Source organism: Burkholderia sp. BCC1998 (assembly GCF_905339875.1).
GTDB lineage: Bacteria > Pseudomonadota > Gammaproteobacteria > Burkholderiales > Burkholderiaceae > Burkholderia.
Genome location: NZ_CAJPHE010000026.1, coordinates 1 through 15941 on the forward strand (window position 1 = coordinate 1; position 15941 = coordinate 15941).

General features: G+C 57.5%; 16 protein-coding genes. 1 reads left to right on the top strand and 15 read right to left on the bottom strand.

Features of this window, described 5'->3' with window-relative positions; genetic code table 11:
• Nucleotides 1-281 precede the first annotated feature (281 nt).
• From U5A56_RS31550 to U5A56_RS31615, 14 genes are all read right to left on the bottom strand, one after another.
• Nucleotides 282-1853 (bottom strand): methyl-accepting chemotaxis protein, encoded by a 1572-nt coding sequence (locus U5A56_RS31550; RefSeq protein WP_321926388.1) that lies wholly within the window; start codon nucleotides 1851-1853, stop codon nucleotides 282-284.
• Nucleotides 1854-1886: 33 nt separating this feature from the next.
• Nucleotides 1887-2915, bottom strand: a complete 1029-nt coding sequence (locus tag U5A56_RS31555; RefSeq protein WP_321926390.1) for an FAD-binding oxidoreductase — start codon at nucleotides 2913-2915, stop codon at nucleotides 1887-1889.
• 4 nt (nucleotides 2916-2919) lie between these two features.
• Complete coding sequence (gene dmpG, locus U5A56_RS31560) at nucleotides 2920-3957, bottom strand: 4-hydroxy-2-oxovalerate aldolase (protein ID WP_124523229.1); 1038 nt, start codon at nucleotides 3955-3957, stop codon at nucleotides 2920-2922.
• A 13-nt stretch (nucleotides 3958-3970) separates the two neighbouring features.
• Nucleotides 3971-4921: an acetaldehyde dehydrogenase (acetylating) gene (locus U5A56_RS31565; RefSeq protein WP_321926392.1), complete on the bottom strand. Its 951-nt coding sequence runs from the start codon at nucleotides 4919-4921 to the stop codon at nucleotides 3971-3973.
• Between the two features lie 21 nt (nucleotides 4922-4942).
• Complete coding sequence (locus U5A56_RS31570; RefSeq protein ID WP_321926394.1) at nucleotides 4943-6802, bottom strand: feruloyl-CoA synthase; 1860 nt, start codon at nucleotides 6800-6802, stop codon at nucleotides 4943-4945.
• The gene (locus U5A56_RS31575) at nucleotides 6799-7587 is read right to left on the bottom strand and encodes a 2-keto-4-pentenoate hydratase (RefSeq protein ID WP_124523223.1); all 789 of its coding nucleotides are present in this window, start codon (nucleotides 7585-7587) and stop codon (nucleotides 6799-6801) included. Before U5A56_RS31575 ends, U5A56_RS31570 begins: the two co-directional genes overlap by 4 nt.
• 39 nt (nucleotides 7588-7626) lie before the next feature.
• A complete protein-coding gene (locus U5A56_RS31580) occupies nucleotides 7627-8634 on the bottom strand; it encodes an NAD(P)H-dependent flavin oxidoreductase (protein ID WP_062883981.1) in 1008 nt (335 codons plus the stop codon).
• Nucleotides 8635-8665: 31 nt separating this feature from the next.
• A complete protein-coding gene (hcaB, locus tag U5A56_RS31585) occupies nucleotides 8666-9475 on the bottom strand; it encodes a 3-(cis-5,6-dihydroxycyclohexa-1,3-dien-1-yl)propanoate dehydrogenase (protein ID WP_175926053.1) in 810 nt (269 codons plus the stop codon).
• A gap of 2 nt (nucleotides 9476-9477) precedes the next feature.
• Nucleotides 9478-10029: a 3-phenylpropionate/cinnamic acid dioxygenase subunit beta gene (locus tag U5A56_RS31590; RefSeq protein WP_208453251.1), complete on the bottom strand. Its 552-nt coding sequence runs from the start codon at nucleotides 10027-10029 to the stop codon at nucleotides 9478-9480.
• A complete protein-coding gene (locus U5A56_RS31595; RefSeq protein ID WP_221624318.1) occupies nucleotides 10026-11348 on the bottom strand; it encodes an aromatic ring-hydroxylating dioxygenase subunit alpha in 1323 nt (440 codons plus the stop codon). Before U5A56_RS31595 ends, U5A56_RS31590 begins: the two co-directional genes overlap by 4 nt.
• 92 nt (nucleotides 11349-11440) lie before the next feature.
• Nucleotides 11441-11785: a non-heme iron oxygenase ferredoxin subunit gene (locus tag U5A56_RS31600; protein WP_124523219.1), complete on the bottom strand. Its 345-nt coding sequence runs from the start codon at nucleotides 11783-11785 to the stop codon at nucleotides 11441-11443.
• A 19-nt stretch (nucleotides 11786-11804) separates the two neighbouring features.
• Entirely contained in the window at nucleotides 11805-12644 is an 840-nt protein-coding gene (locus U5A56_RS31605; protein ID WP_124523217.1) for a protocatechuate 3,4-dioxygenase, read from the bottom strand.
• Between the two features lie 6 nt (nucleotides 12645-12650).
• The gene (locus tag U5A56_RS31610) at nucleotides 12651-12947 is read right to left on the bottom strand and encodes an extradiol ring-cleavage dioxygenase (RefSeq protein WP_062883976.1); all 297 of its coding nucleotides are present in this window, start codon (nucleotides 12945-12947) and stop codon (nucleotides 12651-12653) included.
• Nucleotides 12944-13774 carry an alpha/beta fold hydrolase gene (locus U5A56_RS31615; RefSeq protein ID WP_208453250.1) on the bottom strand — a complete coding sequence of 277 codons (831 nt, stop codon included), beginning with the start codon at nucleotides 13772-13774 and terminating at the stop codon, nucleotides 12944-12946. The genes U5A56_RS31610 and U5A56_RS31615 overlap by 4 nt, the downstream gene beginning before the upstream one ends.
• Nucleotides 13775-13963: 189 nt before the next feature.
• Here U5A56_RS31615 and U5A56_RS31620 point away from each other — a divergent pair, with 189 nt between their 5' ends.
• Entirely contained in the window at nucleotides 13964-14572 is a 609-nt protein-coding gene (locus tag U5A56_RS31620) for a TetR/AcrR family transcriptional regulator (RefSeq protein ID WP_062883975.1), read from the top strand.
• A gap of 418 nt (nucleotides 14573-14990) precedes the next feature.
• Here U5A56_RS31620 and U5A56_RS31625 read toward each other — a convergent pair whose 3' ends face one another.
• Entirely contained in the window at nucleotides 14991-15926 is a 936-nt protein-coding gene (locus U5A56_RS31625) for an electron transfer flavoprotein subunit alpha/FixB family protein (protein ID WP_321926402.1), read from the bottom strand.
• Nucleotides 15927-15941: the final 15 nt, after the last annotated feature.

Here is a 15941-nt window from a genome sequence, read left to right on the forward strand (position 1 = left end):
TCCTTCAAATCGCCGATTGGATTGAACTTCGCTAATACCTGTACTTGCTGCGTACCTCGATCGTGATGTTGCCGCTGCCAAGACCGATCGCTCTATTGAACGCCTTACTGCATCGCGCTTCACAGTCGCTGCCCGGCTACACGTCTCATCATTCAGCACCATAGTCTTTCGCCAGCGCCGGCTTACACTGACACCAAAAGAGAATCTATCAAGTGCAACGTCGCTGTGATACGGCCTAACAGCTCATCAATCGAGACGCCATTACGTAAGCAATGCCGTACTCATGCAGATACGGTCACCAACGATTCTCGCCCCGAAATCCGAAACACCGATACGGCTGACTCCAACGTCTTTGCCTGCCCCTCAAGCGATCGCGTTGCTGCTGCAGCTTGTTCGACCAGTGCGGCGTTTTGCTGTGTAACGCGATCCATTTGAATGACAGCCTGGCTGACCTGTTCCACGCCATGACTCTGCTCTTCTGAAGCCACCGCGATCTCGCCAATAATATCCGACACCTGTTTGATCGCCAGCTTCACATCCAACATCGTGGAACCAACCGCCGTCGCTTGTTGAGCGCTGTCCCGAATCTGAGCGACCGACGTCCCAATCAGTTCGTTGATTTCCTTCGCCGCCGCAGCAGCGCGTTGTGCCAAACTACGCACCTCACTCGCCACAACTGCAAAGCCACGCCCCTGCTCGCCTGCTCGAGCGGCCTCTACCGCGGCATTGAGTGCAAGTATGTTTGTCTGAAAAGCGATGCTCTCGATGACGCTAGTGATCTCTGACACCTTGCCAGAACTGGCGCTTATCCGGCCGATCGACGTAACCATCCCTTGTACTGCTTCGTTCCCGATATCAGCGAAGCCAGTGGCCCGTTCCGCGAGCGTATTTGCCATCCGAGCGTTATCGGCATTTTGTTTCACTGTTTCGGTCAATTGCGTCATGCTCGCAGCGGTTTGCTCGATGGACGCGGCGTGCTCTTCCGTACGCGCAGACAAGTCCATATTTCCGGCAGCGATCTCGCGCGATGCACCTTTGATATGCTCGGCTGCCACCTGGATTCCCCGAACCGTTCCTTCAAGCTGTTGATCCATTCGCGACAGAGACGTCAGAAGACGGGCCAATTCATTGCGAGATGCGATCGCAACGCTGTTTCCCAATCTTCCTCCTGCTATCTCGTTCGCGACCTCCACCGCGCTTCCTAGGGGCCCCAGCATTGTCCGCATGCCGTAGATGGACGATGCCAATGCCACCAGCACGCTGGCCAGAACCAAACTCGCCACAACGAAACGTGAGGTGCGGAACGCTGATTCGCCCGCTGCAACAAAATCATTTGACCGTGAGTCGATCAGTCGAGCCTCCGACTCCAATGATTCATTCAATTTCCCGACTGCGGCGACGAACTCCGGCACGGCGAGGCGGATGACATTGATGTCGCCTGTATCAAGCACCTTTCTCAGTCGACTCGTTAGAGTCAGGAATTGGTCGAGATTGGCCGCGGTCGCTTGAGTGACCTCACGCGCCTGGGGACTAGCTTCGCGTTGCAAATAGAGAGCACGTGTATGTTCTATTTTCTCCTCGTCAGCGTGAATCCTTTCGATGGCTGCCCTCATTCCGCCCAAATCGCCAGCTAACGTTAGCGTATGCAATTGCAACAACAGATCGACCTGTGTGGCACGGACTTGTGATAACTCACCGATCGACGCCGCACTTTCCGCGCGCAGATCGGCCAGATAAGATCTCACTTTCGAAAGGCCATGTATTCCCGAAATACCGATACCAATCACAAATAGCAGGAATATAACGGCACAAATCGCCATTTCAATCTTGATACTGCGCGACACATAGCCCATCTGATCCTCTGATGCTCGATTCGGAAAACTAAATTACACGCTGACGCCAGCATCCGCTTTTCTGGAATTTGCGTGACTGACAAATGCATCGCTGAAGAAGCTTGTCTCTGGCAGGCCGTTGTGCTGCGTGAAGGTTTCGCGAGCAGCATCCACCATCAGCGGATTTCCGCATGCATAGACCTCATGATTGGACAGATCGGGGAAGTCCATCGCAACCACTTCGTGGACGAATCCGGTGCGTCCGGCCCAGTCCGGTTCATTGCCGGACAGTACCGGAATGAACCGAATACCATCATGATCTTGCCCCCAACCTAGGGCCTCATCGTACGCGTACAGATCCGCCAGCCGAACTCCTCCCCAGTACAACACTGCGCCCCGACGCTGGATGGCCGCTCGATGAGTCTTGAGCATTGCTGCTATCGGCGCATAGCCCGTTCCAGATGAAAGGAAGATGATCGGTGCGGTCGAATCACGCAACGAGAATGTTCCAAAGGGTCCCTCTATACGGAGCATATCCCTAGGCTTGAGCGTGTTATATACAAAATTGGAGAATCGCCCACCCGGAACCGCACGTATATGCCATTCGACCACTCCTTCTTCGTCAGGCCCATTCGCCATTGAATAACTACGGCGCGAGCCATCACGTAGAATCACTTCGACATACTGCCCGGCTTCGAACGAAAAACCCGACGTGGGCGGAACGCTCAATACGACGCGCGCCACGTCGGCACTGACGCGCTCGACTCCCGTCACTCTTGCGCCAATTTGGATGATACGCCGCCCCGGTGTTCCAAGAACCTCAGGGGCGTCTATCGTGACGTCCGTCATTGGCTGAGCGCGACAGGTCAAAATATGACCATCGCGAACGCCCTCCGGCGTGAAGTCATTTGGATAACTTACTTCTCCTGAAACGACTCGGGTTTCACATGCGTTACACTGACCTCTACGGCAGCTGTGGCGCGGAAAATAACCCGCAGCCAACGCAGCATCAAGGAGGCTGGTCTCAGCGGAGCACGGAATCTCGACGCCGGCGGGCTCGATCTTTAGTTTGAATTCTGTCATCAGGCTACCCGATCGTGTGAACAGTCTCGCGGGCCTTGAGCAAGTCAAGTGCAACGTCGACGATCATGTCCTCCTGACCACCGACCATACGGCGACGGCCAAGTTCAACCAGAATATCGACAGTCTTAAGGTCGTACTTCTTCGCTGCTGCCTCGGAGTGGCGTAGAAAGCTTGAGTAAACGCCGGCATAACCGAGCGCTAGCGTCTCGCGATCGACCCGGACCGGTCGATCCTGCAATGGGCGCACGAGATCGTCGGCGGCGTCCATCAACTTGTACAAGTCACATCCGTGATTCCAGCCGAGCCGCGCAGCCGCGGCGACGAAGACTTCGAGCGGCGCATTGCCGGCACCTGCGCCCATACCGGAGAGGCTTGCATCAATGCGGTCACATCCCTCCTCTACTGCGACGATACTATTTGCTACCCCCAGACTCAGATTGTGGTGAGCGTGGATACCGGTTTGTGTTTCCGGATTCAGCACATCCTTGAACGCCCGGAAGCGCTCGCGCACATCATTCATACCGAGCGCACCGCCGGAGTCGACAACATAGCAGCACGTCGCGCCGTAGCTCTCCATCATCTTCGCCTGCTGCGCGAGATGCTGGGGGGTCGTCATGTGACTCATCATCAGGAAGCCGACTGCCTCCATCCCGAGCTCGCGTGCATATTCGATATGCTGCCGTGATATGTCGGCCTCGGTACAGTGCGTCGCGACACGAACAATGCGCGCACCGGCGTCGTATGCGTTGCGCAAGTCGTGTGTCGTTCCGATGCCCGGCAACAGCAACGTAGCGACTTTCGCGTGTCTAACCACTTCGGCTACGGCCGCGATCCACTCAATATCGGCATGCGCGCCAAATCCGTAATTGAAACTCGAACCCTGCAAACCATCGCCGTGGGCCACTTCGATTGAGTCGACTTTGGCTTCGTCGAGAGCTTTGGCAATCTCGGCAGCTTGCTCGATGCTGTATTGGTGCCGAATCGCATGCGAGCCGTCGCGCAGGGTGACGTCGGAAATATAGAGTTTTTTGTCGAATGTCATGTCATCTCTCCAGTCAGGCAGGGGCGTTAGCCAGCATTTCAGCAGCCATCCGTTCAGCGCAGGCTTTGGCCGCAGATGTCATGATGTCGAGGTTGCCGGCATACGACGGCAAATAATGTGCAGCCCCTTCCACTTCGAGGAAAACTGATGTCCTGAGGCCGCTCATGCGCTCCCCGACACCAGGAATATTCAATGGTGAGTCGGGTTCAATTCGGTCGAACTGCACCGCTTGCTTGAGACGGTAACCCGGTACATAGCGGTTAACCGCTGCAACGGTCTCCTCGACAGAGCGAGAGATCGCATCCTCGTCTGCAAAGTCGGACAGGCAATAGACAGTGTCACGCATGATAAGCGGAGGCTCTGCAGGATTGAGGACGATGATCGCCTTGCCTTTCGTCGCCCCGCCGATCCGCTCGATCGCCTTCGACGTCGTCTCGGTGAACTCGTCGATATTCGCCCGCGTGCCAGGCCCTGCTGATTTGCTAGAGATTGAAGCAATAATTTCGCCGTAATGCACCTTCGCTACGCGCGATACCGCGGCTACGATCGGAATCGTTGCCTGTCCGCCGCAGGTGACCATGTTGACGTTACGTGCATCGATATGCGCGTCCAGATTTACTACCGGTACGCAGTACGGCCCGATCGCAGCTGGAGTTAGGTCGATCATCCTCACATCAGGCTTGAATTGCCGCAGGAACGCGTCGTTCCGAACATGTGCGCTGGCGCTAGTCGCATCGAACACAATGTCGATCTCATCGAAAGTCGACAAACGCGTGAGACCCTCCCCCCCTTCGTGCGTGGTCGCCACGCCCATGCGCTCGGCACGCGCCAAGCCATCTGAAGCCGCGTCGATACCTACCATTGCTCCCATTTCGAGATGTTCACCATGCCGCAGAATCTTGATCATAAGATCGGTGCCAATATTGCCCGATCCGATGATCGCAACCTTGATTTTCTTTGCCATCGCTCGTCCTTCGCTAGTGCGTTAATTTATGACGGGGGTTATTACGGAACAGCCATCGCCAAATAGCCGTGCAACTTCATTCGTACGTGAAACCAAGACTTGCCGTTGGTTCACGTATCCCTTGTCCGTGATTTCACCGTCAGCAAGACACGGTGGGGCACCCAGAATCACAGCGCGGGCGACGCACGCCGACGAACTCCTACCGACATTGATGTGGGCGAGAGCGACTGCCACGCATCGACGAACTTCGGCGTGCAAGGACAACTGCTCGCCCGTCATCACATTCTTTTCGTCACCGGACAGCGCACGTAATGCCGGGGACGGGAAAATCAGGATGCCGACCTCATCGCGATCGTGGCCCGCGATAACAACATCTTGTGCATAGGGTGCCAGCGCGGCTACGGCGCGCACGCGCAGCGTGCCGACCGAGACCCAGGTTCCCGTTGTCAATTTGAAGTCCTCGGCTACGCGACCATCAAACAAGATGCCCTGACTTGGGTCCGCGGGATCGGCAAGCCGGCCGGCATCGCCGATGATGTAAAAACCGTTCTCGTCGAATGCGCTATTAGTAAGAGCGGGGGCCCCCCTGTATCCGGGAAAGACTTGTTTGCCGCGAACGCGCATCTCGAGCTTCTCGCCATTCGGAACGAACTTAATCTCGGTTCCGGGAATCGGCACGCCGAGATTACCGGGCGTCTGATGATGAAAATGCACACTGGTGACGAGTGGAGATGTCTCCGTCGCCCCCCAACCCGAACTAAACAACAATGGCGTAATGCAGTACCGATCTGCGAGCGCGCGAATGCGATCCCACGACGACTGTGGCAACGCGGCGCCTGCGAAGAAGATCGCGTTCAGCCCGCCAAAAAAGTGCGACGCGAGAGATTCGCTCTGCTCCAGGTACGGTAGCAACGCGTCAAAGCCGCGTGGCACGTTGAAATAGAGCGTCGGAGAAAGCTCACTCAGATTCCGGACAGACTTTTCTATCGATCCGGGCATTGGGCGTCCGTCGTCGATATATAGCGTGCCACCATTGCGCAGTATCAGATTGAAGTTGTGATTGGCGCCGAAGGTATGGCTCCATGGCAGCCAGTCGAGTACAACCGGGCCGGTCAGATCGACGAACGGCCAGATCTGAGCGATTGCCTGTTGGTTTGCGCACAACATCCCATGCGTATTGATCACCGCTTTCGGCGTCCCGGTCGACCCCGATGTCAGCAGATATTTGGCATGTGTGTCCGGAGTGATGCGCGAGAAAGCCTCCATCACAGCGGCGGTCTCGCGTGTCTTGAGCAGCCGGCAGATATCCAGCGCGCCTATCGGTGCATTGCGCGAGAAAACCCGTGGACAGTCGGTACCCCCCGCGTCCATCGCGGCTGCATGAACCAGACCGTCTTCCGCATATAGAAGTTGCGGCCCCAGTACCGTCAACAGTGCACGGAGTTTTTCATAATCGCCGTTCGTACGCGCGTATGCGGATGAAATGACGGATACGGGCAAGCCAATGTGCATCCCGGCCAGCATTAGAAGCGCGCCGTCGACACTGTTGTCCGACAAAATGACGATCGGCTTTGCCGGCGTCGCATCTAAATCAAGCAGCCCTTGTGCGATCGCACCGACCGCTGCGCGCGTCTCGCCATAGGTGATGCGGCGCCATTCACCCGAGTCGGCAACTCGTTCAGCCAGGAACACACGGTCCGGCGCACAGCGATTCCAGTGCTCGAGCCACTCCCCAATGCACCGAGCGCTCGGTCGAAGGGCATCGCGCGATCGCAACACGAAACTACCGTCGGGCGCATCGATCCGTTCAATATTGGGTGCGGCCAAGGAGAGATCGAAAGGGGAACGACCCAGTCGACCGGGAATGGAAAAATCGTTCATCGCGCATCGCCCAATGAACACGTCACTCGGCCCAGTCCGCTGATTTCGACCTCGACGTGATCTCCCATCGTCACCGGGACCATAGGTCCAAGCGCTCCCGACATCACAATATCGCCCGCTCGCAGCGGCTGGCCAAGCTCCGCCATTTTTTTTGCCAACCAGTAAGTCGCCGTCAACGGATTCCCAAGACATGCAACACCGGCACCGACCGACGCCGTGTTACCGTTTTTACGGAAATCCATCCCGCATCCAGCCAGGACCACATCTCCTATGCGACGCGGTTCGAGGCCTAGGACATAAACACCGCACGACGCATTGTCCGCCACGGTGTCAACGAGCGTAATGTTCCAGTCGTTAATCGCGCTATCGACGATTTCGATGGCGGGCAACGCATATTCGAGTCCGACCAGGAAGCGCCCCCAACTCAGCTCAGTCTCATCGAGATCGCGACCAACAACGATTGCGATCTCGCCCTCGGCCTTCGGCTGAATCAATGCATTAGCCGGCAGCATGGCACCGCTCACGAATTCCATGTCGGCAAATAGCACGCCATAGTCGGGTTGGTCTACACCAAGCTGCTGCTGCACAGCCTTCGACGTCAAGCCGATTTTCTTTCCGCAAACCCTCGCGCCACCGGCAATCGAGCGTGCGACGTTTGCTTCCGCAACCGCATATGCATCCTGCACCGTCCGAATCTCAAACGTCTCCGAGATGCGAGCGATGGTCTGTCGCGTCGCACGCGCCTGCCACAATGCATCGGCAGCCGCCTGGATGTTCTGTTTCATGCTTTCGTCTCCTCGTTTTGTTAGCCGACTCGTAGCCCGCTACCTTGCCGCCGCATGCCAGGCATCAAGCAATGCATCAGCGTGGGCGTGCTCGATACTCAACGTGTCGAGATACTCACATTCGAGTTGCCCCACGATCTCGTCGACCGTACTGACACGATCGATCGAGCCGAGCCCCTGACCCGCAGACCACACATCCTTCCATGCCTTCTTGCCTGCACTAATATCTCCCGAGAAATCAATCGCCTTGGATGCGCTACCGCTGGACGCATCGATTCCAGCCGCATCGAGCGTTGGTCTGAGCCAGTTCGCCAGCACGCCAGAAACTGCTTTAGACTCCACGAGATCTTCGATATGGCTCTGCACTACGAGATCGCGATATTCGGGCGAGGCCATGCTTTCTCGCGCAGAAATAAAGCGAGTGCCCGCGACGACGAAATCTGCACCCATCAGTTGTGCGGCACGAATGTCACGACCATGCGTAATGCAACCTGCGAGGCCGAGCGGACCGCTCCAGAAGCGTCGCACCTCAGCGATGAACGCGAAGGGGTTGTAATAGCCAGTGTGGCCGCCTGCGCCTTGCGTCACCAGGATTAATGCATCCACTCCTGCGTCGATTGCCTTGCGCGCAAGCGTTGGTGTTACGACGTCGGCCATCACGAGGCCACCGTATTCGTGCACGTGGTCACGCACCCGCGCAGGACTGCCCAGTGCGGTAGAGACGATCCTTGGGCGATACTTCGCGATCAAATCAAGCTCACGACCGAAGCGGTCATATGTTCCGTGCACGATCATGTTCAGTGCCCAAGGTGCGGCGTCTGATGCATCGCCGAGCGCCTCGGACACCTGCGCAAGCCACCCGTCGAGAATGTCGACGTTGCGCGCGTTCGGAGCTGGAAAGCTGCCGACGATCCCGGCCTTCGCACAGGCAATCGCCAGCTCTGGCCCCGACACGAGAAACATCGGCGCGGCCATCAACGGCAATCGGCCTGTCGGAAACAAAGTTTCGAGGCATCCGCGGTTAAATCCGTCTTCCATATCGATCATGTCTCCCGGTTGAATCACGCCACTCGTTGAGTCACGCGTTGCGCCGCGGCCGACCGCGCACTTCCCAACCACCATCGCTCTGCAAGATCGCCGCGGTGGTCGCAGGTGAGTTGGTCCGCGACGCGAGCAACACGTAATGCGCTGCGTGGTCCTCGGGCCGCGCTATGAAACCCAGCGGCACTGCGTCTGCGACCGCATCTGAAAAGCCGGGAATCTCGGAAAGCTTCGCGTCCTGCTTGCCTAACGATTCCGGCCCCTTCAGAGGTGTCACGGTACCGCCCGGTGCGACGCCATTTACGCGGATTTCGGGGGCAAGCTCATACGCGAGCTGGCGGATTACTCCCACGCATGCGTGCTTCGACGCGACATAAGTTGGCCCGCCACCTCCCGCATAGAACGCCGCATTCGACAACGTGAAGATCATGTTGCCCCGCGTCTCGCGAAGTGACGGTGCCGCCGCATAGGCTGCGAGCAGATACGCCATGACGTTCACGTCGAATACCTCGCGGAAGGTTTCGGTCAACTGTTGCCCACTCACGAATCGGCGCAGCGATGCGAAGTGATCCCACACACCTGCGTTGCCAACGAGGGTGTCGAGTTTGCCGAACGCCTTCACGGTCGCCGCAACCGCCTCCTCGTTGGCCTCTGGTGAACGGACATCACCGACCGTCACCATCACGCGGTCGCCAAACATCTGGCGCAGTTTGTCAGCGCCGTCACCACTCCGCACCAGCGCTCCGACCCCCGCGGCCCCTTCATCGAGGAAGCGCCGCAGTACTGCGAGCCCGATACCTGAATTCGCGCCCGTGACGAGCGCCACATCGTTGACTAGCCAGCCCATGGTCACAGAAATGTATTGAGGTTCTTGGACATCAGCAGCGACTGCGTGATGACGATCTTGCGACGTGCGACACGGAAGTCCCCGCCGACCTCCCGTATCAAGTCTTCCCGCCGCCCGAGCAACAGATCGTTGTCCGCTTCGCCCCGACTACGGTAGTTGACGAATACTGAATGCACGAGATACTCGCCCGCTTGCGACCCGTGCAGTGCCTCGACGTTGCTGATGACATGAACATGCCGCGTCGGCGGATCCTCGGCCCATGCGGACGGTTGCTTGAACCGCGCGACGCGTCGCTCCAAATCATGAAGGCTGTCGTCGAAATAGGCTCCGCGACCAGGCGCATACGCACCTAGCTTGTCGGCACGCCGACGGTTTTCGATTGCCGGCATCCAATAGTGGATATCTTCAGCCATCAACCCCAACCACTCGTCCCATGCCTCACTGTCCAGCAACCTTGCCTCGCGATATAAGAACTGCTCGATGCGGTGAGCAGTTGCGTGCTCGACCGGGCCAATACCATGTGCCTCCAAGGCCTGCATCGCTACGGCGTTCATGCGTCCTCCTTAGCGACCGTTTCGTGGTCGAAAGCACTATCGTCCAGACGTGCTACATCTCGCCGAGGCACATCACCCCACGCCCGCGCCTGCATCAAATCGAGCCAGCGCCGATAGAAGGCGCGATGATTCGCTTCGTTAACTTGATTGCGGTAGACGTTGCCGGGCAGGCCGCTGCCCTCGAGTCGCGTCCCGCGGCCGAGCCCCATGTACAGATCTTGCTGACGTGTAACGAATCCAGAGTTGGTTCGGGTCGAAAACTCGAAATTCTCGCCGTCGTCCATCTCGAACACGCCGGTAGGCGAGAACGTCATCATCGTCCCTTTCAACCACCGATCTTTGATTTCCTGCGGGGCGCTCTTGTTGACAATCGTCCAAGTGTGAAGCTCAATCTTGCCGGGACCGCGCGGGTGCCAGACACGGAACGTGTTCTGTCCGGGCAGAAACGACAGGTTCGGGAAGACGCTAACCGACGAGATTGAGCCGATCATTTTCGATCGGAACTCGCCGAGCCGCTGCGCGACCTGAGGCTGAATGCCATACAGGTACTTGCGGATATCCTTGTCGCCCAGCGTAGCGGCGTTGCCGACCACATCGAGGTTGAATTCCCACCCGTGGCCGTTGAAATTGACGTGATAAGAATCCGGGTCCTTATAAACTTCAGCAACCGGCCCACCCAGCATCGCACGCGCAGCAGAATCATGCGTCCACAGCGCGTGGTAAATGTCACCGATGAAATTCTCCACCGGCACCTTCCAGTTGCAGTTGATTACCGACTTCACGCAGCCGCCGATAAACTCGGTTCCCTGCCCGTCCATATCGAGGATCACATCGAGGTAGTACCGAAAATCTCCGAGGTACTCCGCCAAAGAGGGTGCGTCGGGGTCCATGTTTCCGAATACCAACCCCTTGTAACTGGCAATCTGTGCGACCGGATGCAGACCATGCTCGGCACGGTTCATGCCGCTACTCTCGAATAGTTCCTGGCCCGCCATACCGCGAAGCGCACCATCGATCCCGAAAGCCCACCCATGGTAGTTGCAGACAAACGTGCGTGCGTTTCCGGCGTCCGTAAAATTCAGCTTGTTTCCGCGGTGGGGACAAGTGTTTAGGAATGCCTTGATCGATCCATTCTTCTGACGCACCACAATGACGTTATCTTCTGCCATGTAGGTGGTAAGGTAATCGCCGGAATTGGGAATCTGCGACTCATGCGCAAGAAACAGCCAGCTCCGCGCAAAGATCTTCTCCAGCTCTTGATCGTAAATTTTCTGATCCCAATAGAGCCGCCGCGACATGCGCCCTACTTCGAGATCCACAAGCCGCTCCAATCCGGGCAACGGCTCACCGGCCGGCTCCTTATGAAGGCGTGTACAGCTCCCGGTACATTCGTCAGTCATGACAACTCCCCTCAAATCGCCGATGAAGCTGATTCGGATTCCTGATCGAGATCGGCATAAATTTCATCACCCTCTTCGATCACCTTGTACGTCCTCAAATCAACCGTGCATGGAAAAGCCATGGCTTGCCCAGTCGGGATATGAAACTGCCCGTCATGGAGCGGACACGCGATCATGTCGCCATCGACGATTTCCCCATCGGACAACGATGCCGTCGCATGTGTACACGTATCGGAAGTTACGTAGAATTCTCCGTCGACGTTATAGACCGCCAAGGGACAATCCGACGACTCAACCTTACACACCTGACCAGGCCGCAATTGGTCACGCTTAATCAGAAAAATCTTGTTGCTCATTTCGAACTTCCTTCCCACATCACTTCGGATGCAGTTGCATAAAGCCTAGCCCAGTCACCCATTCGGGTACGGCTTCGTACGCGATCAGCTCGCCTCGTGCCCCTTTCAGTGCCCCCATCGCACACGCCCAATTGCGGATTTCCATCGCACCTTCTCCACCGCATTCAAGGATGTAGCCATCCGATAGCGCGCACATCCCGTCCAGATCTCCTCTCTCCGTATAGCCGATGATTTTCCGGTCGAACATTTCGTCGACGCGCCCCATCTGCGCGGACCCGACCCAATGACTAATGCCTCCGCTTCCGATGATGACGACACGCTCACCGTCATCACACACTTCCACCGACTTGCGAATCTGTTCACCGAGTTCACTGGCGCGCCGCATCGTGATATAAGGATCGACTCCGCACGCCAAATAAACGGGGATTGTTTTAACGTCAATGCCATCCGCCCGGAGGGGATCGACGATGAGTTGCTGAGGTATTGCCACGGAATGGTCGACCGTGAACGCGCGCGCGACAGTCCAGTCGAATCCATTTTCTCTTCCATGACTCGCGATATGTATCGCAAGCGCCTCGTTGTTTTTAAAGACCCCGCGCTTCAGTCCCGGAAGCTGGTCAATCGGTCCATCGACATCGCCGGTCGCGATCAGATAGCTCGGCAGACATTGCGGCCCGAACAAGATGTAGTGATCACACCCGACGATGACGACCGTGGTAGGCTCGAGCGCCTTGAGACGCTCCGCGCATTCCCGGTAAGCCCCCCACACGGCATCGCGCTGTTCCTTTGGCGGCGCATCAGGCGCAACATACATGACCGGATCATGCGGAACCAGAAATGCACCTACGATTTTTCCCATGATCGCTTACCCTTTCAGTGCGGCAGAAAAGACTGCTTCGCCGCGGTCGACGCTGCGCAGTTTGGCCATGTAGGTCCTCATATCGCGCTGCGGCGAAAGCTCTTGCCAATACCCCATGGTCAGCATGCTGTTGACGCCATGTTCTTGCAGCCCCTTCACGTCGAACGACACGATCATTGCCCGCTCCGCGTCCGTCAGCTGGAACCGGTCGAGAAACTGCTCGGCAGCCTCCTTGAAACGCTGCTTTGCAGCGCGATCGACGCACAGCTGGTGAAGGACGCGCTCAACCGTATTTCGACTCATGACGGTTGACCGATGAAATCGGCAACGAGCCGCAGAAAATCGGCCCGGCGCTCTGTCTGAACCCAATGACCACACTTCGCGAACAAGTGCAGGTCGGCATTCGGAATGTGTTGCGCGAGAAGAAAGCCACACTCCGGCGGCACGACCTTGTCCTCGCGGCCGTGCAACACCAGCGTTGGCGCCTCGATGCCAGCTACTGCGGAAGCGGGGAATCCGCGGACGACCGTCGCCCCCTCGTCGCTAGGCTTTGGAATCAGTTTGCGCAAGGCATCCTGTGCGCCTGGCCGCGCGCTTGCTTCATAGCGCGCTCGCACCATTTCTTCGGTGATGATCGACTGGTCATATGGAAACAGACGCATCGTCTGCTCCATGTTTTCGAGCGAAGGTTCATACGTCCAGGCTGACCGCAGCCCAGGCGTCTGCTCGAACTCCCCTGCCGGCGTACCCAGCAAGACCAGGCGTTCAACCCGCGTCCTGTCGAACAGCGCGAGTCCAATCGAGAGAGCACCACCGAAGGAATTCCCGACGAAAGACGCTTTTTCGATACCAAGCGCGTCCATGATCCCGGTCAGATGGCGCACCCACAGCTTGATGTCGTATTTGTTGCCTTCCTTGAATTCGGTGAATCCAAAGCCAGCGATGTCGGGCACGATCACGCGGAAATGCCGGCCCAACTCGTTCATCACACCCTTCCAGTTGGTCCAACCCGAAACACCCGGACCAGAACCATGCAGCAGAAACAGCGGCTTTCCTTGTCCGACCTCGTGATAGTTCGTCTGATGATCTGCCGCTACCAGCATCTTGCCAACGCCCGCCAACCCGTCCATGCCTGCGCTCCTCTTACGATTCGTCCATACACATACGTATGTGTATGGACGAATCGTAGAAGATGGACGAACACATGTCAATCTCTTATCCAAGAGAGGTTTACCGGTGTAAACACCAAGTCAAGAAACAAGACATATATGTATGTTCAGATCGGCTAGAATACGGATTTCGACACATCCAACACTCCGATGGCCTCCGCCTCCTCATCGCGCGCGACAGAAGCATCCAGCAAGATTCAACTCACCCCTGACGACTGGATACACGTTGCGGCCGAAATTTTGGTCGACAAAAGCGTCGAAGCCGTCAGGGTTGAGGTCCTGGCTAAGAATCTGGGCGTAACGAGAGGCAGCTTTTACTGGCATTTCAAGGACCGCGATGACCTCTTGCGCCGGCTGCTCATCTCATGGCGCGATACCGCGACCGAACAAATCATCGATCGATTTGAAAAGCGCAATATCAAACCACGCGACTTGCTTCGCGATCTGTTAGCGCTCCCCTTTCACGGCGAGGCCGCACAAACGGCCGCGGCGACAGAGTTGGCTATACGGGGATGGGCACGACGTGACGAAATGGCACGCCAGTTCGTCGACGAAGTCGACGGCAAGCGCTTGTCTTACATCGCGCAATGCTTTAGCGCACTTGGCTTTGATGTTGCAGAAGCACGTATGCGTGCGTTCGCTCTTTATAGTTATGAGCTCGCGGAATCCATGTTGTCCAATCAAGGAACCCAGAAACAGAAGGACGAACGCCGCGCATTCATGGAGCACATTCTATTGCAGGATACCCAGGACATTTAGCAAATACGCAGCACGCGTCCGACCATGCTCACCTCGAGCAAGATGCACGAGGCCAGAAGGCACCCGCAATTGCCGGGGAATACTTTAGGTGACTCTATTTCGTCTTGGTTGCACTTTGGATACGACTAGAGTCACGCCTTATCGGGTGTACCTTGGACTGCATCAAATTCCAATCTCGAGCGTCCGCGGTAGCCTTTGCCTCTCGAACCGCACGATCGAAGGTCTCCTCGGTCGCGACATGGGTTCGATCGACATACACGAGCCAACTGTTGAACTGCCACCGCCAGCGAATGCGTCTTTCTTCCAAGAGATAAGCAAACCACCGCCAAAGCGACGCATCTTCAGCGTTTGCGGCCAATGCCGCCTGACGACGGACCTGTTGCATTACATCCATAAGCCGTACTTTCTGTGCAAGGAATCATGACAAAGCATCGACGAACTCCGGCACGAGCGCGAACAGATCGCCGACGAGGCCATAGTCGGCCACGCTGAAGATCGGCGCGTCGGGATCCTTGTTGATCGCGACGATCACCTTCGAATCCTTCATGCCGGCCAGATGCTGGATCGCACCCGAGATGCCGACCGCGATGTACAGTTGCGGTGCGACGATCTTGCCGGTCTGGCCGACCTGGTAGTCGTTCGGCACGTAGCCGGCGTCGACTGCCGCGCGCGACGCGCCCAGTGCTGCCGACAGCTTGTCCGCCAGCGGTTCCAGCACTTTCGTGTAGTTCTCACCGCTACCCAGACCACGGCCGCCCGACACGATGATGCTCGCCGACGTCAGTTCCGGACGGTCCAGCTTCGTCACTTCACGGCTCACGAACTGCGACTTGCCTGCGTCCGCCGCGGCTTCGATCTTCTCGACCGCTGCGCTACCGCCTTCCGCTGCCACCGGATCGAAACCCGTCGCACGCACCGTGACGACCTTGATCGGGTCGCTCGACTGCACCGTCGCGATCGCGTTGCCTGCATAGATCGGGCGCTCGAACGTATCGGCACTGTCGACCGCCGTGATGTCCGAGATCTGCGCGACGTCCAGCTTCGCGGCAATGCGCGGCGCGATGTTCTTGCCGTAGGCCGTCGCCGGCGCGAGGATGTGCGAGTAGTCCTTCGCGATGTTCAGCGCGGTCGCTTCGACGTTCTCTGCGAGGCCCGCTTCGAGTTGCGACGCATCGGCCAGCAACACCTTCGACACACCTGCGATCTTCGCTGCTGCATCGGCCGCGCCTTGCGCGTTGTGACCCGCGACCAGCACGTGAATGTCGCCACCGATCTTCGCCGCCGCTGCCACCGTGTTCAGCGTCGCGGCCTTGATCGACACGTTGTCGTGTTCTGCAATCACCAGAATCGTCATTTCTTTGCGCTCCCT